This window comes from Nocardia sp. alder85J (assembly GCF_020176955.2).
Lineage (GTDB): Bacteria > Actinomycetota > Actinomycetes > Mycobacteriales > Mycobacteriaceae > Nocardia.
This window is the reverse complement of the sequence record NZ_JAIUCZ020000007.1, coordinates 124,632-144,052: the sequence shown is the minus strand read 5'-3', so window position 1 is coordinate 144,052 and position 19,421 is coordinate 124,632. Positions and strand designations below refer to the sequence as shown.

The following is a 19,421-nucleotide window of genomic DNA, read 5'->3' as shown; positions in this document are numbered from 1 at the left end:
TTCCCGGAGCGGCCCGCCGCCGTCCCCCCTCCCGAAAGGATCACCGTGACCACCTCCACCGACACCTGGCTCACCGACCTGCGGCACTGGCACGACCAGCGCGATGCGCAGGCCACCGCCGCACACGGCACCGCCGCCCTCACCGGCACCCACTGGCTCGACGCCACCCCCGAACCGATCGAGGGCCTGCCCGGAACCTGGTCCGCACTCGACGGCCGGATCGTCGGCACCGCCCCCGGCCTGCGCATCGACCTCGGGCCCGGCGACCGCCACGCCCTCGGCGACCGAGAGTTGGTGGCGCTGGTCCGCGCCGGCCGCCTCGCCCTGCGCGTCTTCGATCCCGCCGCGCCCACCCGCACCACCCTGGCGGGCATCGAATCCTTCGAACCGGATCCGGCCTGGGTGCTCACCGGCACCGCCGAGCGCACCGAGAACAACGAAATCGCCACGCAGCCCCTGAAATTGGAGCACATCGACGGCTTCGTCAGTGACAACACCGGCGTCCGGGTGCGGCTGGAGATCGGCGGCGCCGAGCGCGTGCTCCAGGCCGCCGCCGCGGCGGACGGCGCCCTCCAGCTCACCTTCTCCGACACCACCGTCGGCGACGAGACCGAGAACTTCCGTTTCCTCACCATCCCCGCACCGGACGCCGCCGGCCGCATCGTCGCCGACTTCAACCGCGCCTACCTCCCGCCGTGCACCTTCACCGACCACTACCTGTGCCCGCTGCCCCCGGCCGGGAACCGTCTCGACCTCCCGGTCCGCGCGGGCGAATCCCGCCTGCGCCGGGCAGAGTGAGCACCGGCGCCGGACCGCGGGCCGGGGCCGATCGCCAGATGATCGACAGGTGTGCACAACGGCGCCGAGGGGCGCCGGAGGAGGTGTGATGTGACGCGATATGTGATCGTGGGCGCCGGGGCGATCGGCGCCTGCCTGGCGGTGGAACTGGGCGACCGGGGGCACGAGGTGCTGCTGATCGCGCGCGGCGCGACGCTGGAACATCTTGCGGCGCAACCATTGTCGTATCACACCGACGCGGGTGCGCGACAGGTGCGGCTGCCGGTGGTCGCGATCGGCGACGAGTTGCGGCTGCGGGTCGGCGACATCCTGGTGCTCACGGTGAAGACCCAGGACGTGGCCGGGGCGGTGGCCGAACTGGCCTGGCGTGACGTCGTGGACCGGCAGGGCGGGGTGATCGGCTCGGCCGCCGAACTGGTCCCGATCGTCACCGTGCAGAACGGGCTGGCCGCCGAGCGCATCGCCGCCCGCTGGTTCGAGACGGTGATCGGCGCGGTCTTCCTGATCTCGGCGCAGTACGCCCGCCTCGGCGAAGTCCGCGTCGGCGGATATCCGGCGCTGGGCGGCGTCATCGCCGGGGTGTCCGCGGGCGATCCGGCCACCGGGGAACAGGCGCTGAAGACGTTCACCGCCGATCTGCGGGCGGCCAATTTCGTGGTGGAGCCGGTCGCCGGCATCCGCGCCTACAAGGCGGCGAAGATCCTGTTCAGCGTGCGCAACGGACTGGAGGTGTTCGCCGGTGACCGTGCGGTCAAGCAGGCGCTCGGCGAGGCGCTGGCGGCCGAGGCCCGGAGCGTGCTGGCCGTCGCGGGCATCGAGCACCACGACACCGCGGACCTGACCCTGGACCCGAACCAGCAGAACTTCAGCGAACGTTCCGGCGTCCAGCGCAACCGCCAGTCCACCTGGCAGAGCTTCGCCCGCGGCACGGGCGGCCACGAGGCCGACTACCTCAACGGCGAGATCGTCCGCCTGGCCCGCCTGCACGGTGTCGACGCCCCGCTGAACGCTCGCCTCCAGCAACTGCTGGGCCGCGCCGCCCGGCGCGGCGGCGTGGAACAGCCCGGCCTGGACACCCTGGTGGACCTGCTGCCCGGGAGCTGACGTCGCCGGGCTGGGCCCACAGCCGCCGAGCAGCCGGTCGGCGCCTTCCCGCCGCCGGGGTGTGCGGCGCACCGGCCCGGTCAGCCCAGCGAGAGCGGCACTCCGGCAACACATTCCGCGACGAAGCCGAGCAGGCCCAGATGGTAGGCGCGGGCGGTGTAGCCGATGCTGAGATTGTGCCCGGCCTCGGGCTGGATGTTCACCAGGGTGCGGGTGGAGGCGCGGAACAGGGCGGCGGTGGCGGCGAGATGTTCCGGATCGTTGCGCCAGACGCTCTCGTGGTCGCCCGCCGTCAGCCGCACCGGGACGCGCACCCGCGCGGCCAGGCTCTCGTAGCTGTCCTCCGACCAGTAGGCGGCCGGATCGGTCTCGTGTGGCGGGCGGGGTGAGCCGATCGGCTTACCGCCCAGGATGTCCGGGGGATACAGCCGCTCGGGGATCCACAGCCGGTCCGACGGAACGCGGGGGCGACGGCCCTCCCGCGATTGGCCCGCCAGCAGTGCCAGCACCTCGGGGCGCATCTCCCGGCCGGCGCCGCCGATCTCGAGGCCGAGCAGATCGGCGCCGCGGGGATCGGCGGCCAGGCGCAGCGCGATCTCACTCGCGGCCGAATGGGCGGCGAGGAACACCCCGGCCGCGCGGTCCAGCCCGGCCAGGTGCGCGTCGACGGCGCCGAAGACCAGTTCGACCCGCTCTGCCGGCGTGGTGACCCGATCCGGGCAGACCGCGGAGGCGCCGTAACCCGGCCGGTCCAGGGCCAGCACCGTATACCCCAGGGCGGGTGCCACTCGGAGCAGTGACAGTTCCGTATGACCCGGGCAGTCGAAGTAGGCCGCGGTGGTGCCGCCGCCGTGCAGCGCGACCACGACCGCCCGCGGAGCGGGGGCCACCGCGAGAAGTCCGGACATCGGAACGCCGTTGACCTTCGCAGTCACTCGGACCGGACCGCCGTTGGTAACCTTCATATCGGTTTCCGAAAGTGGCATTCTCTCTCCTGTCGAACTGTATTCTTGCTTCGACCAGACCACAGACCGCCCGGTCACCGCAAGCGGTCCTCGACCCCTATCCACTCCGTTGTGGCTGCGGCCTGGACCACCGCGACAGGGCGCAGCCGCGCCCCGGGTCGCGGCCGAGCGTTGCGGACAGCCGCTCTTCTTCACCTTTTTCCAGCCCATATGTGGGGAGCTGTCAATGAAGATTCGTTCCACTGTTGTCGCCGTGTCCTTCGCCGCGATGACCGCCGTCGGCGCGGGATGGACCACCGTCGCCGCGGCGCCGCTGGTCCACGCCGATATTCCGGCGAGTGACTGCACCGTGTTGAAGCAGGTCGGAGGTTCGGTGGTCGGCACGCTGACGCCGTTGCAGTCGCAGCCGCCGGACCAGGCCGCGGCGGGGATGGCGTCCTATGTCGCCAACCTGCGTGCCAAGGAGGGTCAGCTCAGCTCGCCGGAGGCGCAAGCCGACCTCGAGGGCCTGGCCAGCGCCCTCGAGAACGCCAGCGGCCCGCAGGACGCCTCCTCGATCTACACCGCCATCGGCCGGTTGAACTCCGCCTGCTGACAGTGGTGACAGGCGACGCCCGGGGTGCGGAATCTCTCGCGCCCCGGGCGTCGTCGCGGGTCAGCGGGTCGCGGCGGGCGAGGCCGGCCGGTTGGCGAACCAGACGATCGTGTCGACCATCTTCGCGCTCTTCCAGCCCTCCGCGGTGCGGACCACCTCGTGGTAGTAGTGCCCGCCGCAGTAGCTGAGCTCCGCGGCGCCGGGCAGCCGCATCGGATTGAAGAACAGGGCGCGCACGGTGGCGCGGTCGCCGTCGAGGTCGATCTCCACGTTCGTGATCAGGTGCTGGGTCATCGGCACGTTGTCCAGGCTGGTCGCCCACCAGGCCACCAGATCGTCGCGCGAGCCGGTGGGCTTCGTGCCGGAGGTGGGCAGGTCGATCTCGGCGTCCGGGGTGAACACCGTCCGCAGCAACTCCCAGTCCTTGCTGTCCACGGCGCGGGCGTACCGGGCCAGCAACTCCTGGATCTCCAGCCGGTCGATGACGTGCTGCATGTGGAAACTCGATTCTCTTAAATCAGAACGCGATACTGTATTTATGAGAGCGGATTAAACATCGCGAGTCAATGACGGCACAGCCGCCGTGCGCGGCCGAGGAGAGGAAGACATATGGGAGACGATCTCGGCGCCGCGGGCCTGCGCTTCGAGCGCGAGGGGCCCATCGGCTGGTGCATCATCGACCGGCCCGAGGCGCGCAACGCCCTGACCCCGGCCATGTACTTCGGCATCAAGCGCGCGGTCCGGCTGGTCAACAGCGATCCGGACCTGGCGGCGCTGATCATCACCGGCACCGGCGACGTGTTCGCCCCGGGCGGCGATCTCGGCGGCCGCCGGCAGCCCGGCGACGCGGAGGTGCCCGACGTCGGCCAGGAGATCCTGCCGTTCCTGAACATCCGCGACAGCCGCGCGCCGGTGATCGCCGCGGTGAACGGTATCTGCCAGGCCGGCGGTTTGCTGATCGCCATGCTGTCCGATATCTGTGTGGCCAGCGACCGCGCCACCTTCCGGGTGCCGGAACTGTTGCGCGGCATCCCCGATGCCACCTACGCGGCGGTGCTGCCCGCGCACGTCGGGATCGCGATGGCCCGCGACCTGCTGCTGTCCGCGCGCAAGTTCGACGCGGCGGAAGCCGTTCGGATGGGCCTGATCTCGCGGGTGGTGCCGCACGAGACGCTGCGCGCGGAGGCGCTGAAGGCCGCCGGTGAGATCCTCCGGACCCCGCCGATGGCTCGCATGCACGTGAAGCGGATGCTCAACGAGCGCTACGGATTCATCGACTACCAGACCATGTTCTGGGCGCTGGAGGAATCGCCGGAGCCGCGCGAGGGCATGCGGGCGTTCATGGAGAAGCGCTCGCCGAACTGGGTGCCCGCGGACTTCGGCGGTGATTCCGCCGCCGAACCGAAGGCGCCGCAATGAAACTCGGCTTCCCGATGCCGCACCTGCTGCGGCTGCCGGCGAACTGTCAGCCCTGGGAGTCGGTGGTCACCGGCGCCGACCAGGCCCGCCTGGCCCGCTGGGCCGAGCGGTGGGGCTACGAGATGATCAGCGTGCCCGAACATTTCGTGATTCCCGGGCAGCATGTGGAGCGGTCCGGCGCGCACTACCTCGCCGCGTATCCGACCATGGCGTACCTGGCGGGGGCCACCGAGCGGATCCGGGTGAACTCGTGCATCGCGATTCTGCCGCTGCAACATCCGATCGTCACCGCCAAGGCGCTGGCGAGCATCGACTGGCTGTCCGGCGGCCGGGTCACCGTCACCTTCGGGGTCGGCTGGCTGCCGGAGGAGTTCGCGGCCCTCGGCGTGCCCTTCCACGAAAGAGGCGCGCGCAGTGAGGAATACGTCCGGGCCATCCTGGAGCTGTGGACCGCCGACGAACCGGAGTTCAGCGGCGAGTTCGTCTCCTTCCGGGACGTGCGGTTCGAGCCGAAGCCGGTGCAGTCCCCGCATCCGCCGATCTGGTTCGGCGGCGACGCCGCGCCGGTGCTGCGGCGCGCGGCCCGGTACGGCACCGGCTGGTGGCCGTTCCTGACCAAGCCCGAGGACATTCCGGCCAAGCTGGACTACCTCCGCTCGCAGCCGGACTACAGCGGCGGGCTGACCGATGTCTTCTACGGCTTCGCCACCAGCCGGGTCGGGGAAGGGCATGTCGCGCAGGAGGATCCGCGGGCCCGGCCGGGGATGACCAAGCAGGAGATCATCGATCGGCTGGGCTGGTTCGGTGAACTCGGCGTGACGATCAGCGCGGTGCCGATCCCCGAGGTGCGCCATCTCGACGAGTACTTCGACTACACCCAGTGGGTGGCCGAGGAGATCATGCCCGCGATCGCGTGAGGTGCGTCCCCTCGTTGTTTCCATCACTGATTGAAACAATGATTGGAACGTGTTCTACTGGGGGCATGGCCGACGCAGTCCCCCCGGTACCCGGCACCCGCGAACGGCTGCTGGCCGCCGCCGAGCAGCTGTTGCGGACCGCCCGCTACGACGAGGTGTCCGTCCGTGCGATCTGCACCGCGGCCGGAGCCAATCCGGCCGCGGTGCACTACCACTTCGGCTCCAAAGAGGCGTTGGTCGCGGCGCTGCTCGAGGAGCGGCTCGGGCCGTTGTGGGCCGAGGGACTGGCGCTGACGGCCGGGCACGGCTCGGTCGCCGACGTGGTGGACGCGGTGCTGGCCCCGTTCGTGGCGCTGGCCGCCGATCCGCTGGGCCGGCTGCATCTGCGGCTGCTGGCCCAGTTCGTGCTGGGCCGGCGCGGCACCGACTTCCACGGCCGCTGGTTCCGGCTCGACTCCTGGGTGGGCCTGCTGCCCGGCCTGGACGAGAAGATCGGCCGGCGCCGCTGGATGCTGGCCTTCGACCTCATCATCATGCGTTTCGGCGAGGCCGGGGCCGAGCAACGGCAACTGTCGCCGGACATGCTCGCCACGCTGCGCCGCTTCGTGGTGGCCGGGCTGACCGCCCCGGTCGCGGAACCCGCCCCGGCAGGAGACATGCGATGACGGACATCTTCGACCCGGCCCGGCTCGGCCCGGTGACCCTGCGCAATCGGGTGCTGAAGGCCGCGACCTTCGAGGGCCGCACGCCGGACGCCCTGGTCACCGCCGACCTGATCGACTTCCACCGCGAGATCGCCGCCGGTGGCGTCGGGATGACCACGGTCGCCTACTGCGCCGTGGCCCCCGGCGGCCGTACCGACCGGCACCAGATCTGGATGCGCCCCGAGGCATTGCCCGGTCTGCGCCGGCTCACCGACGCCGTGCATGCCGAGGGCGCTGCCGCCAGTGCGCAGATCGGTCACGCCGGGCCGGTCGCCAACGCCGCCTCCAATCGTGTTCCGGCCCTGTCGCCGAGCCCGATGTTCAGCCCACTGTCGATGAGCCGCATGCACGTTCCCGACGAGGACGAGATCGCCGAGGTCGTCACCGCGCACGCGCACGCCGCCCGGCTGGCCGCCGAATCCGGATTCGACGCCGTGGAAATCCATTTCGGCCACAACTATCTGGTCAGTTCCTTCCTGAGCCCGAAACTGAACCGGCGCAAGGACCGCTACGGCGGGTCCACCGCCAACCGGGCCCGGCTGGCCCGCGAAATCGCCCGCGCGGTACGGGAAGCCGTCGGTGATCGGCTCGCGGTGACCGCGAAGCTGAACATGACCGACGGCGTGCGCGGCGGGCTGGACGTGCCGGAGTCGTTGCAGGTGGCGGCCTGGCTGGAGGCCGACGGCGCGCTGGACGCGCTCGAATTGACCGCGGGCAGTTCGCTGTTGAACCCGATGCTGCTGTTCCACGGCGACGCGCCGCGGCGCGAGTTCGCGAAGGTACTGCCCACCCCGGCCCGGCTGGGCTTCCGGGTGGTGGGCCGGAAGTTCCTGAAGGAGTACCCGTATCGCGAGGGCTTCCTGCTGGAGCGAGCCCGGCACTACCGCCGTGAGCTGTCGATGCCGCTGGTCCTGCTGGGCGGCATCACCAATCTGGAAACCATGGACCTGGCCCGCGCCGAGGGTTTCGACTTCGTGGCCATGGGCCGTGCCCTGCTGCGGGAGCCGAATCTGTTGCACCGCATCCGATCCGACGCCTCCACCCGGTCCGCCTGCGTGCACTGCAACGCCTGTATGCCCACCATCTACACCCGCACCCACTGCGTGTTCCGGCCGGATCAGCCCGCCGAACCGCTGACCCTCGGCCGGCCCGCGGCCGAGCAGTGACGCACAACTACGAAGGTGGCAGCATGAGTGGACGATTGGCGGGCCGGGTGGTCCTGATCAGTGGCGGCGCTTCCGGCATGGGCGCCTCGCACGCCCGCGCCTGCCTGGCCGAGGGCGCCCGGGTGGTCGTCGGCGACATCGCCGACGAGGCCGGCGCGAAGCTCGCCGCCGAACTCGGCGACCACGCTGCCTACGTCCATCTCGACGTCACCTCGGCAGGCGACTGGGCCGCCGCCGTCGCCCGCACCGTCGAGCGGTTCGGCAAGCTGGACGTGCTGGTCAACAACGCCGGCGTGCTCGACGGCGGCGCGTTGGGCGCCTACACCGAGCAGCGGTGGCAGCGGGTGCTGTCGATCAATCTCACCGGCCCGTTCCTGGGCCTGTCCGCGGCCCGCGACGCCTTGGTCGCGGCGCGCCCCGCCTCGGTGATCAACATCTCCTCGGCCGCCGGATTGCAGGGCGTGGCCGGGATGCATGCCTACACCGCCTCGAAATTCGGCCTGCGCGGCCTGACCAAATCGGCGGCGCTGGAGCTGGCTCCCCATGGGGTGCGGGTGAATTCGGTGCATCCGGGCGGCATCCTCACCCCGATGATCGGCGCACCGGTCGGCGCCACCGCCGACCGCGACGCCGACACCCGCACCCGGCTCGGTGTGCCGGAGGAGGTCAGCGGCCTCGTGGTGTATCTGGCCAGTGCGGAGTCCAGCTATTGCACCGGTTCGGAATTCGTCGTCGACGGCGGGATGACCGCGGGCTGAGCGGTCACCGATCCACCTCCACCGGCACGTCGTCCTCCCACGGCTGCCGGGTCACCAGATCCGCCACCTTGATCGTGCCGCGCTCGAATTCCCCGGTGGCGGCGTCGATCAGGCGATAGCGCTGGGTCTGCCGATGGATCGGCTGGGCGTCGAGCAGGATCACCCGGACCTCGCCCGGCTCGAACTCGCAGCGCTTGTGCAGGGCCGCGATCAACTGCTCGTTGTGCAGATGACCGTCGCCGAAGTTCCAGCCGATCGCGGTGCTACAGATACGTTCTCCGTCGGTGACGGTGTACTCGTCCTCGCAGCCCGCCGGAACCGCGCGGTGCACCAGCGTGAACAGTGCCCGGCCGTGCGAATTCATCGCCCGGAAGGCATATCCCAGATACAGCGGGATCACCGCGCGGTCCTTGCCGTAGACCCGTTCCAGCTGGGCCTGCGGCATACTCGCGATCGCCACCACGTGCGCGTCGATCTTCCGCGCCGCCGACGGCCGGACGCACCACAGCGTGGTGTCCCAGTTGCCGGCGTAGTACCGCATGCCCGGCAGAAAGGAGACCTTGCGCGGGAACAGATTTCCGGTGATCACGATGCCCGCGGCCAGGAGGGTCAGCAGTACCGCGGGCCAGACGTGGTGCAGATCGCCGGGCCGCAGCCCGGCATGCGCGACGAACAGCGCCGACACCCCGTAGATCATGAAGACGTTCCACTCCAGCGGTACACCCATCGGGATCGCGGTGAGGATCGCCAGGTGGAAGCAGATCACGACCGTCGCGGCGACCGCGGTCACCGGCCCGCCGCCGGAGCAGATCAGTACCACGCCACCGGTCATCTCGACGGCGGTGGAGACGTGGGCGACCACTCGGGACCACCGGCCCGGCCGCAGATCGTCCGGAAACCGTTCGAAGAAGCGGCGTTTGAGCGCGCGCGGCCGCGTCACCGGGCTGTTGGACATCATGGTCGAGACCACGAACGGGAAGTGCCGGTTCAGTTTCGAGGTCGCCGCGCCCAGCCAGATCACCACGAAGATCAGCTTCGCGCCGATCACCGTATCGGCGCCGCCGAACAGGAAGGTGACCGTCAGCGTCGCGTACACCTCACCGCGCGCGGCCAGGAAGATCACCTTGTCGCGCAGGCCGGCCACCGCCGGCAGCGCCAGGATCAGCACGATCTCCCAGCGCGGCAGCAGTCCCACACCGTGGTGCGACACCGGATTCGCCCCGCCGCCACCGGAACCCAGCGCCACGCAGATCGCCACCAGCACGGCGGCGTACAGTGCGACGTCCACCGGCGTGCGGTCGTCACCCGCGGTGAACGGCACCCGGCCCGGCCACGGTGGCAGCCGAATCGTGCCGGGCCGCAACCAGTACAGGATCGAGCCCATCGGCGGGAAGTACCGGTTGTTCAGCGGCCCGAACCCGCAGCCCAGCCCGACCACCTCGAACAGCATGGTGTACAGCACGATCTTCTCGAACACGATCGGCTCCGACCACCACGAGCCCGCCGCGGTGGGCCCGCCCAGGCCGGGGGTGCTGCCCGCGATCAGCCAGCCGCCGAGGAGGTAGAGACCGATCTTGGCCAGGTAGAACAGGTGCAGGATCACCGGCGTCCCGAAGCCGACCTCGGCCCAGTGCCGGGCCATCGGCCGGATCCGCTCCCCGCGAGTGCCTTTCGACCATTCGGCCAGGTCCACCGTGGGCAACTCCGGCCCGAGAAATCCCATCGGAACGCCTCCGTCCCCGGCGCGACGCCCCGATGCGCTGCCGGTCCGGATACGGTGACACTGTTCGCCGATGCTGTCAATCACGTGATAGACCGGGCCCGGCGCGGGCCCGGCCCACCCGTGGCTACTCGTCGAGTTCGATCGCCAGCGCCGGGCACAGCCGGGCCGCCTGGCGCACGTCCTCGTCCCGGTCGGCGGCCGGATGCTCCTGGAGCAGCACCACGACCGCATCGTCGTCGCGCTGGTCGAACACATCGGCGGCGGCCAGCACGCACTGCCCGGAGCCGATGCACTTCTCCTGATCCACAACAACTTTCATGGGTATCGTCCTCACCAGGTGACGGGCAGGGCATGGACGCCGTAGACGACCATGGCGTGCTTGTACTCGATCTCCTCGAACGGAACGGCCAGGCGCAGCGTGGGAATGCGCCGATACAGCGTGCCGTAGACGATCTGCAGCTCCATCCGGGCCAGCGGCTGACCCAGGCACTGGTGCACGCCGTAGCCGAAGGCGACGTGATGCCGGGCCGGCCGGTGGATGTCGAGGGTGTCCGGATCGGGGAACGCCTCGCCGTCCCGGTTACCCGCGTCGTTGGCGAGGATGATGCCCTCACCGGCCCGGACCAGCTGCCCGCCGACCTCGACGTCGGCGGTGGCCACCCGGCGCCGGCCGGAGTGCACGATGGTGAGATAGCGCAGCAGCTCCTCGACCGCGTTGGCGGTCAGCGCCGGATCCTGCGCGTCGCGCAGTTCGGCGAGCTGATCCGGATGCCGCAGCAGGGCCAGCGTGCCCAGGCCGATCATGTTGGCGGTGGTCTCGTGCCCGGCGATCAGCATGAGCACGCCCATGTCCGCCACCTGGTCGATGGTCAGCAGACCCTCGGCGAGCTGCCCGGAGACCAGGTGGCCGAGCATGTCGTCGGTCGGATGCTGCTGCTTGACGGCGACGAGATCGCGTAGATACGAACGCAATTCGTCACCGGCGGCCATCGACTCCGCGGGTGGGGTCTCGGTGGAGATGATCTTGCGGCTGCACGCCTGGAAGAACTCGTGATCGGCGTACGGCACGCCGAGCAGTTCGCAGATGACCAGCGACGGAACCGGTAATGCGAACTCGCGCACCAGATCCACGGGTTTCGGACCGGCGGTCATCGCGTCGATCAGCTCGTCCACGATCTGCTGTACCCGCGGCCGCAGCGCGTCGATGCGCTTGATCATGAAGTTGCGGGTCAACATCTTTCGCAGCCGGGCATGTTCCGGATCGTCCAACACGATGAACGGCCGGAACTTCCGGCGGCGTTCCTCTGTCGATTCGGATTGGTGCGGGAAACCGGCCCGTAGCGTGTCGGCGCTGAAACGCTGATCGGCCAGTACTTTTCGCTGGGCCTCATATCCGGTTACCAGCCAGGGCGTTTCGCCGTTCCAGATGCGCACCCGGCTGATCGGTTCCACCTCCCGCAGCGGCGGTGGTGGATCGAACGGGCGGTCGGCGGCCCGTGACATGGGATAGGTGGGAAGGGTTTCGGTCACAGTGACCCCCAAGAGTTGTTACCAAACAAACGTTCACTAACTGGACCAGGATAGAACCCTCTCGTTCGCCGGGGCAACGATTCGGGGCGGTGAGTTCAGGCGACGACCAACGAGATCAGCTCGTCCACGAAGTCCAATACCTCGTCCATCTGTGCGTGTGTTTCGCCGGTGTGCCACAACGCCACTCGGCCGTGCACCGCGACGAACACCACCACCGCGGCCCGCTCCGGCGGAATCCGCAGCCGGATCCCGGCCGGCTCGCACCGCTCGAACGCGGCGACCACCTGCCTGCTGAGTTCCTGCATCGGGCCGGAGGTGGTGGCGCGCGCCGTCCGGTTGCTGACCATCAGCCGGTAGTGTCCCGGATTGGCAAGGGCGAAGCCGCAATACGCCTTCATCTGGGCACGGACCCGATCCAATACCGCCGTCGGCGGGTACAGCGCCTCGGCGGTGGCCATCGCCGCCGCCAGCCGCGCGAAGTCGTATTCGGCGAGCCCGCGCACCAGCGCGGACCTGTCGTCGAAGTGCTGGTAGATGCTCGCCGGTGAGATGCCCGCGGCCCGCGCCACCCCGCGGATCGTGAGTCCTTCCGCGCCACCGAGTTCCGACAGCAGCCGGGCCGCCGCGGCCAGGATTTCCGCCCGCAGCCGCTCGCCCTGCCCCCAGGGGTTGCGCACACGTTGCGAGGTCCCGCTCATCGGTGCACTGTAGCCTCCGGAGCCGAATCCGTCTGCCGGACAGTGATAGTGGCCGGTCGGTTTCCTGCCGGCAATCCGTCAACCTACCTAAGCGAACCATATCGGCGATTACGGATGTGGGGTACCTGATCTTCGGGTCATTCTGGGAGACACGAAGTATCGGCCGACACCGCCCGCCCCGGGCGGCGGCCGCCGGACGATAGTTGGGACCCCATGAGATGTCTGTGGACAGCGACAACGCCGCCGCCGATCCGTGCCACATCCACGTGAGCTTCACCAGCCCGCCGGTGGAACTCGACTATCAGGACGACCGGGATGTGGCCGACCGGTTCGCCGCGGCGATGGCCCGCAGCGGGGCGACCGTCACGATCGACGAGGACCTGGGCCGGGACCTGCCCCTGCTGCCGTGCCGCCGCCTCTGGCTCTGAGGGGCGGACGGTCGCGAACCGGCGCATCCGCCCCCCGGCGCGGTGCCGGGGAGGCGGAGGAGCGCAGTGGCCGGGCCGGAACGTCTTTCACGCCCGGCTGGTCGCACCCGGCAGCGTGACCGCGAACAGCAGCCCCGCACCCAGGCAGGCCGCGGCGTTGACGGCCAGTGCGGTGGCGACGCCGTGCCCGACACCACCGCCGACCGCGGTCACGACGGCCGACATGATCGGCGTCCCGAGCGCGATGCCGACCTGCTGGCTCATCGTGGCCAGCCCCGTCGCCAGCCCCTGTTCGGAATCCGGCAGGCCCGAGGTGGCGGTGACCATGAAGCCCACGATCGCCACCAGATTCGCCACTCCGCCGGCGAACGTCGTCACCAGCAGTACCGCGAACCAGCCCGGCATCGAGCCGAGGAACACCAGCGGCAGCGTGGCGGCCGCCTGCACCACCAGACCGGCGGCCACCGCGTACTTTCCGCCGAGGGCGCCGATCACCCGTGGACCGACCACCCCGCCGAGCACCGTGCCCAGTCCCATCACCGCGAAGGTGAGACCCGTTTGCAACGGCGTGAATCCACGGACGTTCTGTAGATAGAGGGTGAGCAGGAAGACCACCGAGGTCTCGGTGGCGAAGGCCAGCACGCCCGCCGGATTGCCCCAGCCGATACCGCGGCGGCGCAACAGGTTCGGCGGCACCAGCGGCTGCGCCACCCGGCGCTCGATGCCCGCGAACAGCGCCAGCAGGATCGTCGCGGCGAGCAGGAAGCCCCAGCACCGCGGATCGCTCCAGGACCGCTGACCTGCCTGGGTCAGCCCGTACACCCCGGCCACCAGCGCCAGCGTCACCGTGATCGCCCCGGGCGCGTCCAGCCGCGGCCGCTGCTCGGAACGATTCTCCCGCAACACCATCGGTCCCGCCGCGAGCACGACCACCGCGACAACCACGTTCACGAAGAAGGCCCACCGCCAGCTGATCAGATCGGTCAGCAGACCACCGAGGATCGCCCCGGTGGTGAATCCGGCCGCCATCAGCGCCCCGTTCAACCCCAGCGCCCGCTCCCGCAGCCGCCCCTCCGGGAACGAGGTGGTGAGCAGCGACAGCGCCGCCGGCGTCACCGCCGCCGTGGCCAGCCCCTGCGCCACCCGGGCCACCAGCAGCACCCACGGTGTGGTGGCCAGCCCACCGGCCAGCGACGCTACGCCGAGCACGGCGATCCCCACCAGGAATTGCCGCCGCCGCCCGAACAGATCCGCGAGCCGCCCGAAGAACAGCGTGAACCCGGCCGCGCACACCGCGAACGCCGTGCCGATCCATTGCAGATCGGCGAGTCCGAACCCGACCTCCGCACCGATGCGGGGGAGGGCCACATTGAGAATCGAGAAGTCCACCGCGAGGGTGAAACTCGCGGTCAGCAGCACCAGCAGCGCCACCCGGTCGCGCCACCCGCCGGCCGGAGCCGGTGCGACGACCGGCGCGGCGAAAGTATTCATGGTCATGCCCCGACCCTCCGCCCGCGCCCGCCCCGCAACCACGCCCGGCGGTGGGTACCACTGCCAGGGGCAGCCTCGTCCCTCGCACACCGGGCACACTGGAACCATGCGGGCATCGGCACAGCACACCCCACGTGACCCGGCCGAGCCTTCGCGACAGCCCGCCAACGAACTCGGCGACTTCCTGCGCACCCGGCGGGCCGCGCTCACCCCGGCCGAGGTCGGCCTCACCACCTGGGGAACGCGGCGGGTGCCGGGTCTGCGGCGGGAGGAGCTGGCGCAGCTGGCCGGGATCTCGATCAACTATTACATCCGGCTGGAACAGGGCCAGTCCGCCAACGCCGGCGATTCCATCATCGAGGCGCTGGCCCGCGCGCTGCGGCTGGCCGAGGACGAGCGCGCCCACCTGTACGCCCTGGCCCGCCCCGCCGCCGCCCGCCGCGCTCGGTCGGCCCGCCCGGAGACGCCGAGTCCCGGCGCCGTGCGGCTGCTGGAATCCATGCGCGACGTGCCCGCCGTCCTGCTGGGCCGCCGCAACGACTTCCTGGCCTGGAACCCCCTGGGCCACGCCCTGATCGCGAGCCACCTCGATCCCGACTCGCCCGCGGACCCCGCGCGCCGCCCCAACCAGATGCGCCTGCTGTTCCTCGACCCGCATACCCGCGAGCTCTACCGTCGTTGGTCCGACGAGGCCGCCCTGGCCGTCTCCTCGCTGCGCTACACCGCCGCCGACTACCCCGACGACCGCTTGCTGGCCGAACTGATCGGCGACCTCAGCATCCGCAGCCCCGAATTCGCCACCCTCTGGGCCCGCCACGACGTCCGATTGTGTTCGCGCGGCACCAAATTGCTGCACCACCCGGAGATCGGTGACCTGGAACTGCACTACGAGGCCATGCAGCTCCCCGACACCCACGGCCAGCGCCTGTTCACCTACACCGCCGAGGCCGGTTCCCCCTCCGAGGACGCCCTGACCCTGCTGCGCCGCCGCCCCTGACCTGGTTGCGCCGCCACCGGGCCGGCCGATCGGGGCCGGTCGCCGATCGAGTCGAGTCGCTGCTCGGTGTCCGATCGAGCTCAGTCGTCGCTGCCGCGGCGGTCGCCGAGGAAATGCAGCAGGGCCCGGTCGGCGGAGGTGAAGCGGTCCACCTCCTCGCCGCCGGTGCACGGGTAGAGGCCGACGGTCACCCGATCGCCCCGGTGATCGATCACACGCCAGACCGCGCCGGCGGTCTCCCATCGCGTCAGCACCCCCACCGGGTCCGATGGTTCACTACCGGACCAATTTGTGTTCATATTCCCGATTATCCGTAACCGAGCGTTCACTGACGTAGACTCCCGGGTGCTATGCGGTCACGGAGCAAGATCCTCGACGCCACGCTCGAGCTGATCCGGAGCGGGGGCTTCGAGGTGGTCAACATCGCCGCGGTCGCGCATGCGGCCGGGGTGACCAGGCAGACCGTGTACTCGAACTTCGGCACCCGCGAGGATCTGGTCTCGCAGGCGCTCATCGTGCTGGTGCTGCGGGCGCTCGCCGACATTCGCGCGAAACTCGCTCCGGTGCACGACATTCCCGGATATATGATCGAATTGTTCGTGGCGCTCCGGGCCGCGGTGCGCGACGATCCGGTGCTGGCCCGGTTGCTCGGCGCCGAAACCAACAATCCGCTGTTCGATCCGATGATGATCACCCGCGCGAAGCCGGTTGCCAGAGAGTTGCTCATGCCGGTGCTGGAGCTGGATCCGGGCCTGGAATCGGATCTGGACGACATCATCCAGATCGTGGTCCGACTGGGCTTGTCGGTGGTCGTCTTCGACGACGAGGACATCCGTTCGGACGATGATCTGCGCCGTTTCGTGGCCCGATGGGTGGTACCCGCACTATCGGCCCGGGGTGTTCTTCGGGACTGATCCCAATCGCGGGAAGTGTTCTTGACACTCACCCCCGGAAGTGTCTATTTTGACGACGGCTCGAAGATCATGTTCGGGCGCACTGCCCGCAAATCGGTTCTTTCGCAGGGCAAGTCGACGTGTCACCCGGTAGCCGGGCCGCGCCCCGGCTTGTCCTGATGCGTCATGGAGGTCGGTCATGTCCGGATTCACGCGCCGCTCGTTCCTGGGAGCGGCCGGTGCCGCCGCGGTCGGGCTGGCGGCCGGTGCGGTGGCACGGGCGGACACCGGCACTCCCGCCCGGGTGCCCGTGACCCGCGAGGACCACCGGGTGATCGTGATCGGCTCGGGTTTCGGCGGTGGCGTGGCCTCGCTGCGGCTGGCGCAGGCGGGGGTGCCGGTGCTGCTGCTCGAACGCGGAATGCGCTGGCCCACCGGCCCGAACATGCAGACCTTCCCGCTGGCGAGCAACCCCGACAAGCGGATCATGTGGTACCGCTCCAGCCAGCGGGTATTCGGCCCGGCACTGGACGTCGAACCCTACACCGGCCTGATCGAGGCGGTGTCCGGGGACAACATGACCGCGCTGTGCGCGGCCGGCGTCGGCGGCGGATCGCTTGTCTACCAAGGGATGTCGCTGCAACCGGCGGAGGATGTGTTCCACACCCAGTTCCCCGCGGAGCTCGACTGGGCGCTGATGAACCGGGTGCACTACCCGCGCGTGGCCGCCATGCTGCAACTGGCCGTCGCCCCCGACGAACTGATCGCCAGCCCGAACTACCAGGCCGCGCGGGTCTTCGCCGACCGGGCGCGGGCCGCCGGGCTGCCGGTGTCGAAGATCCCGATGCCGATCGACTGGAACTACGCGCTGGACGAACTGGCCGGCAAGATGACCCCCTCCTACACCAACGGCGCCGGGGCGCTCGGCGTCAACAACGGCGGCAAGCACTCCGTCGACGTCACCTACATCGCGGCGGCCGAGGCGACCGGACGGGTCGAGGTCCGGACGCTGCACCAGGTCACCGACGTGGAACGGGCCCCGGACGGCCGCTGGACGGTCCACGTCGAGCGGATCGACACCACCGGCGCGGTCCTGGAGAACCTGATCCTCACCACCGGTGCGCTGATCATGGCCGCGGGCAGCCTCAACACCACCAAACTGCTGGTGCGCGCCGCGGCCAAGGGCCAGATCCCCGACATGCCGGACGGGCTCGGCGGCAACTGGGGCACCAACGCCGATCGCATCTACGTCTGGACCGATCTGCAACAGCCGCTGAGCAGCCCGCAGGGTGGCCCGGTCGTGTACGGCAGCCTGAACTGGTCCGATCCGGCCGCGGCGGCCACCGTGATCCAGGCGTCGATCCCGCCGATCAGCGTCGATCCGCACAGCACCATCCTGGTCGGCTACGGGGTCAGCTCCGGCCGCGGCCGATTCGACTACGTCTCCGCCGCCGACGACGCCATGCTGCGCTGGCCCGGCGACGGCGACGCGAAGATCCAGGACTCGCGGATCGGCCCGCTGGTCCAGGCCATCGCCGGACCCACGAGCAAGCTCACCGACACCAACGCCGTGTTCCCGTCCACCTGGCATCCGCTCGGCGGCGCCTCGATGGGTTCGGTCTGCGATCTGGACGGCCGGGTGCTCGGCCAGCGCGGCCTGTACGTGCTCGACGGCGCCCTGATCCCGGGTAACTGCGCGGCCTGCAACCCCTCGATGACCATCGCGGCCGTGGCCGAGCGCGCACTCGACAACCTGGTCACCCAGGACGTCGGCTCGATCATCTGAGATACGGACGGGACGCGACGCGGCGAGGTGGCCGCGCGCGGCCGGAAAGAAGGAAGAGGATGTTCGGACGACGACGTCATGTTCAGCCGAATGAGCAGCGGCGCAGACACTGTCGCGCCGTGATCGCGACCGCACGTGCGCGCCGCCCGGCCGCCGCGGGCACGCGTGCGCTGGCCGCCGCGGGCACAGTGCTGCTGGCCGCCGCACTCGCCGTGGCGGGCCGGGTCCCGGTGTCGGCCGATCCGGTCGACGAGTTCTATGTGCCCCCGGCACAATTCGACACCTCCGTCGGAGCGGTCGTCCGGACCGCCGACATGCCGGTCTATCTGGCGCAGCCCGCCGCGGGCGGGGGGTGGCCGGTCGCCGCGAAGCGGGTCATGTACACCACCCGCACGCAGGACGGCGCCCCGGTCGCGGCGACCGGTGTGTACATCGACAGTGAATTGCCCTGGCACGGTACGGGTCCCAGGCCGACGATCGTGATCGCGCCGGGCACCACCGGCCAGGGCGACCAGTGCGCGATGTCGCTGGCCTTCTCCACCGGGATCTACGCGCGCATCACGCCGCCGACCTTCTCCGCCAATCAGGAAGCACTGGCGGCGCTGGCGTGGAATGCGCTGGGCGCCCGGGTTTTCGTGCCCGACTACATCGGCATGGGCACACCCGGCGTGCACACCTACGTGAACCGGATCGAGGAGGCGCACGCGGTGCTGGACGCCGCCCGCGCCGCGAACACGTTGTCCGGCACCGGAACCGGCACCCCGCTGGCCTTCTGGGGATACTCGCAGGGCGGCGGCGCCACCGCCGCGGCCGCGGAGATGCAGCCGGACTACGCTCCGGAGCTGAACCTGAAGGGCGCCTGGGCCGGCGCCCCGACCGCGGATCTGGCCGCGATCCTGGAGCACGTCGACGGCGTATTGATCGGCGGCGTCATCGGATTCGCCGTCAACGGCCTGGTCGCCCGCTATCCGGATCTGCAACCGCAGATCGATGCCCGGCTGACCCCGGCCGGTCGCGGCCTGCTGCGCGACCTGAGCGACGAGTGCATCGGCGATGTGATCCTCCGGCAGCCGTTCCTGCACACCGCCGACTATTCGGTGGACCATCGCCCGATGTTCGCGCACCTGCAGGAGATTCCCGAGGCCGAGCAGATCCTGGCGCGGCTGCGCATCGGTTCGCTCACCCCCGCCGTCCCGGTGCTGATCACCAGCGGGATCAACGACGACACCGTGCCGTACGCCCAGGCCCGGCAGCTCGCGACCGACTGGTGCGGCCACGGCGCCACCGTCACCTTCCGCAGCAACGAACTGCCGCCGATCCTCCCCGGGACCACCCTGCCCGGCCATTTCGGCCCGGAGCTGATCGACGGCTTCGGACCCGACAGTGCCATCGGCTATCTCGTCGATCGCCTGAACGGCGCCCCGATCTCGGGCTGCACGTTCGACTGAC

General features: G+C 70.2%; 21 protein-coding genes. 13 read left to right on the top strand and 8 right to left on the bottom strand.

Annotation, left to right across the window (positions count from 1 at the left end):
• Nucleotides 1-45 precede the first annotated feature (45 nt).
• Nucleotides 46-798 (top strand): DUF1684 domain-containing protein, encoded by a 753-nt coding sequence (locus tag LBW94_RS26480; protein ID WP_225054655.1) that lies wholly within the window; start codon nucleotides 46-48, stop codon nucleotides 796-798.
• 90 nt (nucleotides 799-888) lie between these two features.
• Nucleotides 889-1,902 (top strand): ketopantoate reductase family protein, encoded by a 1,014-nt coding sequence (locus tag LBW94_RS26475; protein ID WP_225054653.1) that lies wholly within the window; start codon nucleotides 889-891, stop codon nucleotides 1,900-1,902.
• Between the two features lie 80 nt (nucleotides 1,903-1,982).
• On the opposite strand, the gene LBW94_RS26470 is transcribed toward LBW94_RS26475, so the two are convergent.
• On the bottom strand, nucleotides 1,983-2,888 hold the full coding sequence (locus LBW94_RS26470) for an alpha/beta fold hydrolase (protein WP_225054651.1): 906 nt from the start codon (nucleotides 2,886-2,888) through the stop codon (nucleotides 1,983-1,985).
• 205 nt (nucleotides 2,889-3,093) lie between these two features.
• On the opposite strand from LBW94_RS26470, the gene LBW94_RS26465 reads away from it, so the two are divergent.
• A complete protein-coding gene (locus tag LBW94_RS26465; RefSeq protein WP_225054650.1) occupies nucleotides 3,094-3,462 on the top strand; it encodes a hypothetical protein in 369 nt (122 codons plus the stop codon).
• A gap of 60 nt (nucleotides 3,463-3,522) precedes the next feature.
• Here the strand turns inward: LBW94_RS26465 and LBW94_RS26460 are convergent, their stop codons facing one another.
• Nucleotides 3,523-3,957, bottom strand: a complete 435-nt coding sequence (locus tag LBW94_RS26460) for a nuclear transport factor 2 family protein (RefSeq protein ID WP_225054648.1) — start codon at nucleotides 3,955-3,957, stop codon at nucleotides 3,523-3,525.
• A 114-nt stretch (nucleotides 3,958-4,071) separates the two neighbouring features.
• Between LBW94_RS26460 and LBW94_RS26455 the strand changes: the two genes are divergently transcribed.
• The 5 genes from LBW94_RS26455 (at nucleotide 4,072) to LBW94_RS26435 (ending at nucleotide 8,426) form a co-directional block, all read left to right on the top strand.
• Nucleotides 4,072-4,881, top strand: coding sequence for an enoyl-CoA hydratase/isomerase family protein (locus LBW94_RS26455; protein ID WP_225054646.1), 810 nt, complete (start codon nucleotides 4,072-4,074; stop codon nucleotides 4,879-4,881).
• Complete coding sequence (locus LBW94_RS26450) at nucleotides 4,878-5,798, top strand: TIGR03619 family F420-dependent LLM class oxidoreductase (RefSeq protein ID WP_225054644.1); 921 nt, start codon at nucleotides 4,878-4,880, stop codon at nucleotides 5,796-5,798. The genes LBW94_RS26455 and LBW94_RS26450 overlap by 4 nt, the downstream gene beginning before the upstream one ends.
• A 65-nt stretch (nucleotides 5,799-5,863) precedes the next feature.
• Nucleotides 5,864-6,463, top strand: a complete 600-nt coding sequence (locus LBW94_RS26445; RefSeq protein WP_225054642.1) for a TetR/AcrR family transcriptional regulator — start codon at nucleotides 5,864-5,866, stop codon at nucleotides 6,461-6,463.
• A complete protein-coding gene (locus tag LBW94_RS26440) occupies nucleotides 6,460-7,668 on the top strand; it encodes an NADH:flavin oxidoreductase (RefSeq protein WP_225054641.1) in 1,209 nt (402 codons plus the stop codon). The genes LBW94_RS26445 and LBW94_RS26440 overlap by 4 nt, the downstream gene beginning before the upstream one ends.
• A gap of 23 nt (nucleotides 7,669-7,691) precedes the next feature.
• Nucleotides 7,692-8,426 (top strand): SDR family oxidoreductase, encoded by a 735-nt coding sequence (locus LBW94_RS26435; protein WP_225054639.1) that lies wholly within the window; start codon nucleotides 7,692-7,694, stop codon nucleotides 8,424-8,426.
• A 4-nt stretch (nucleotides 8,427-8,430) separates the two neighbouring features.
• Here the strand turns inward: LBW94_RS26435 and LBW94_RS26430 are convergent, their stop codons facing one another.
• The 4 genes from LBW94_RS26430 to LBW94_RS26415 all read right to left on the bottom strand — a co-directional run bounded on the left by LBW94_RS26430 (nucleotide 8,431) and on the right by LBW94_RS26415 (nucleotide 12,377).
• On the bottom strand, nucleotides 8,431-10,149 hold the full coding sequence (locus tag LBW94_RS26430) for a DUF3556 domain-containing protein (protein ID WP_225054638.1): 1,719 nt from the start codon (nucleotides 10,147-10,149) through the stop codon (nucleotides 8,431-8,433).
• 124 nt (nucleotides 10,150-10,273) lie between these two features.
• A complete protein-coding gene (locus tag LBW94_RS26425) occupies nucleotides 10,274-10,468 on the bottom strand; it encodes a ferredoxin (RefSeq protein ID WP_225054636.1) in 195 nt (64 codons plus the stop codon).
• Between the two features lie 11 nt (nucleotides 10,469-10,479).
• Nucleotides 10,480-11,652, bottom strand: coding sequence for a cytochrome P450 (locus LBW94_RS26420; protein ID WP_225055081.1), 1,173 nt, complete (start codon nucleotides 11,650-11,652; stop codon nucleotides 10,480-10,482).
• Nucleotides 11,653-11,774: 122 nt separating this feature from the next.
• Nucleotides 11,775-12,377 carry a TetR/AcrR family transcriptional regulator gene (locus LBW94_RS26415; RefSeq protein ID WP_225054634.1) on the bottom strand — a complete coding sequence of 201 codons (603 nt, stop codon included), beginning with the start codon at nucleotides 12,375-12,377 and terminating at the stop codon, nucleotides 11,775-11,777.
• A 218-nt stretch (nucleotides 12,378-12,595) separates the two neighbouring features.
• On the opposite strand from LBW94_RS26415, the gene LBW94_RS26410 reads away from it, so the two are divergent.
• Entirely contained in the window at nucleotides 12,596-12,805 is a 210-nt protein-coding gene (locus tag LBW94_RS26410) for a hypothetical protein (RefSeq protein WP_225054633.1), read from the top strand.
• Between the two features lie 87 nt (nucleotides 12,806-12,892).
• Here LBW94_RS26410 and LBW94_RS26405 read toward each other — a convergent pair whose 3' ends face one another.
• Nucleotides 12,893-14,302, bottom strand: coding sequence for an MFS transporter (locus LBW94_RS26405; RefSeq protein ID WP_225054631.1), 1,410 nt, complete (start codon nucleotides 14,300-14,302; stop codon nucleotides 12,893-12,895).
• A 100-nt stretch (nucleotides 14,303-14,402) separates the two neighbouring features.
• Here LBW94_RS26405 and LBW94_RS26400 point away from each other — a divergent pair, with 100 nt between their 5' ends.
• Nucleotides 14,403-15,293 (top strand): helix-turn-helix transcriptional regulator, encoded by an 891-nt coding sequence (locus LBW94_RS26400; RefSeq protein WP_225054630.1) that lies wholly within the window; start codon nucleotides 14,403-14,405, stop codon nucleotides 15,291-15,293.
• An 80-nt stretch (nucleotides 15,294-15,373) separates the two neighbouring features.
• Here the strand turns inward: LBW94_RS26400 and LBW94_RS26395 are convergent, their stop codons facing one another.
• On the bottom strand, nucleotides 15,374-15,592 hold the full coding sequence (locus LBW94_RS26395) for a hypothetical protein (protein ID WP_225054628.1): 219 nt from the start codon (nucleotides 15,590-15,592) through the stop codon (nucleotides 15,374-15,376).
• A 51-nt stretch (nucleotides 15,593-15,643) separates the two neighbouring features.
• On the opposite strand from LBW94_RS26395, the gene LBW94_RS26390 reads away from it, so the two are divergent.
• The 3 genes from LBW94_RS26390 to LBW94_RS26380 all read left to right on the top strand — a co-directional run bounded on the left by LBW94_RS26390 (nucleotide 15,644) and on the right by LBW94_RS26380 (nucleotide 19,420).
• The gene (locus tag LBW94_RS26390; RefSeq protein WP_225054626.1) at nucleotides 15,644-16,207 is read left to right on the top strand and encodes a TetR/AcrR family transcriptional regulator; all 564 of its coding nucleotides are present in this window, start codon (nucleotides 15,644-15,646) and stop codon (nucleotides 16,205-16,207) included.
• Between the two features lie 178 nt (nucleotides 16,208-16,385).
• Nucleotides 16,386-17,972 carry a GMC oxidoreductase gene (locus LBW94_RS26385; protein WP_225054624.1) on the top strand — a complete coding sequence of 529 codons (1,587 nt, stop codon included), beginning with the start codon at nucleotides 16,386-16,388 and terminating at the stop codon, nucleotides 17,970-17,972.
• Between the two features lie 59 nt (nucleotides 17,973-18,031).
• The gene (locus LBW94_RS26380; protein WP_416276952.1) at nucleotides 18,032-19,420 is read left to right on the top strand and encodes a lipase family protein; all 1,389 of its coding nucleotides are present in this window, start codon (nucleotides 18,032-18,034) and stop codon (nucleotides 19,418-19,420) included.
• The last annotated feature ends 1 nt before the right edge of the window (nucleotide 19,421 follow it).

Coding starts and splice junctions, on each gene's coding strand:
- LBW94_RS26410 (WP_225054633.1), top strand. CDS start 12,596: ATGTCTGTGGACAGCGACAACGCCGCCGCCGATCCGTGCCACATCCAC.
- LBW94_RS26440 (WP_225054641.1), top strand. CDS start 6,460: ATGACGGACATCTTCGACCCGGCCCGGCTCGGCCCGGTGACCCTGCGC.
- LBW94_RS26380 (WP_416276952.1), top strand. CDS start 18,032: ATGTTCGGACGACGACGTCATGTTCAGCCGAATGAGCAGCGGCGCAGA.
- LBW94_RS26455 (WP_225054646.1), top strand. CDS start 4,072: ATGGGAGACGATCTCGGCGCCGCGGGCCTGCGCTTCGAGCGCGAGGGG.
- LBW94_RS26400 (WP_225054630.1), top strand. CDS start 14,403: ATGCGGGCATCGGCACAGCACACCCCACGTGACCCGGCCGAGCCTTCG.
- LBW94_RS26470 (WP_225054651.1), bottom strand. CDS start 2,888: ATGCCACTTTCGGAAACCGATATGAAGGTTACCAACGGCGGTCCGGTC.
- LBW94_RS26430 (WP_225054638.1), bottom strand. CDS start 10,149: ATGGGATTTCTCGGGCCGGAGTTGCCCACGGTGGACCTGGCCGAATGG.
- LBW94_RS26385 (WP_225054624.1), top strand. CDS start 16,386: ATGTCCGGATTCACGCGCCGCTCGTTCCTGGGAGCGGCCGGTGCCGCC.
- LBW94_RS26450 (WP_225054644.1), top strand. CDS start 4,878: ATGAAACTCGGCTTCCCGATGCCGCACCTGCTGCGGCTGCCGGCGAAC.
- LBW94_RS26445 (WP_225054642.1), top strand. CDS start 5,864: ATGGCCGACGCAGTCCCCCCGGTACCCGGCACCCGCGAACGGCTGCTG.
- LBW94_RS26425 (WP_225054636.1), bottom strand. CDS start 10,468: ATGAAAGTTGTTGTGGATCAGGAGAAGTGCATCGGCTCCGGGCAGTGC.
- LBW94_RS26390 (WP_225054626.1), top strand. CDS start 15,644: ATGCGGTCACGGAGCAAGATCCTCGACGCCACGCTCGAGCTGATCCGG.
- LBW94_RS26465 (WP_225054650.1), top strand. CDS start 3,094: ATGAAGATTCGTTCCACTGTTGTCGCCGTGTCCTTCGCCGCGATGACC.
- LBW94_RS26395 (WP_225054628.1), bottom strand. CDS start 15,592: ATGAACACAAATTGGTCCGGTAGTGAACCATCGGACCCGGTGGGGGTG.
- LBW94_RS26415 (WP_225054634.1), bottom strand. CDS start 12,377: ATGAGCGGGACCTCGCAACGTGTGCGCAACCCCTGGGGGCAGGGCGAG.
- LBW94_RS26435 (WP_225054639.1), top strand. CDS start 7,692: ATGAGTGGACGATTGGCGGGCCGGGTGGTCCTGATCAGTGGCGGCGCT.
- LBW94_RS26405 (WP_225054631.1), bottom strand. CDS start 14,302: ATGACCATGAATACTTTCGCCGCGCCGGTCGTCGCACCGGCTCCGGCC.
- LBW94_RS26460 (WP_225054648.1), bottom strand. CDS start 3,957: ATGCAGCACGTCATCGACCGGCTGGAGATCCAGGAGTTGCTGGCCCGG.
- LBW94_RS26420 (WP_225055081.1), bottom strand. CDS start 11,652: ATGTCACGGGCCGCCGACCGCCCGTTCGATCCACCACCGCCGCTGCGG.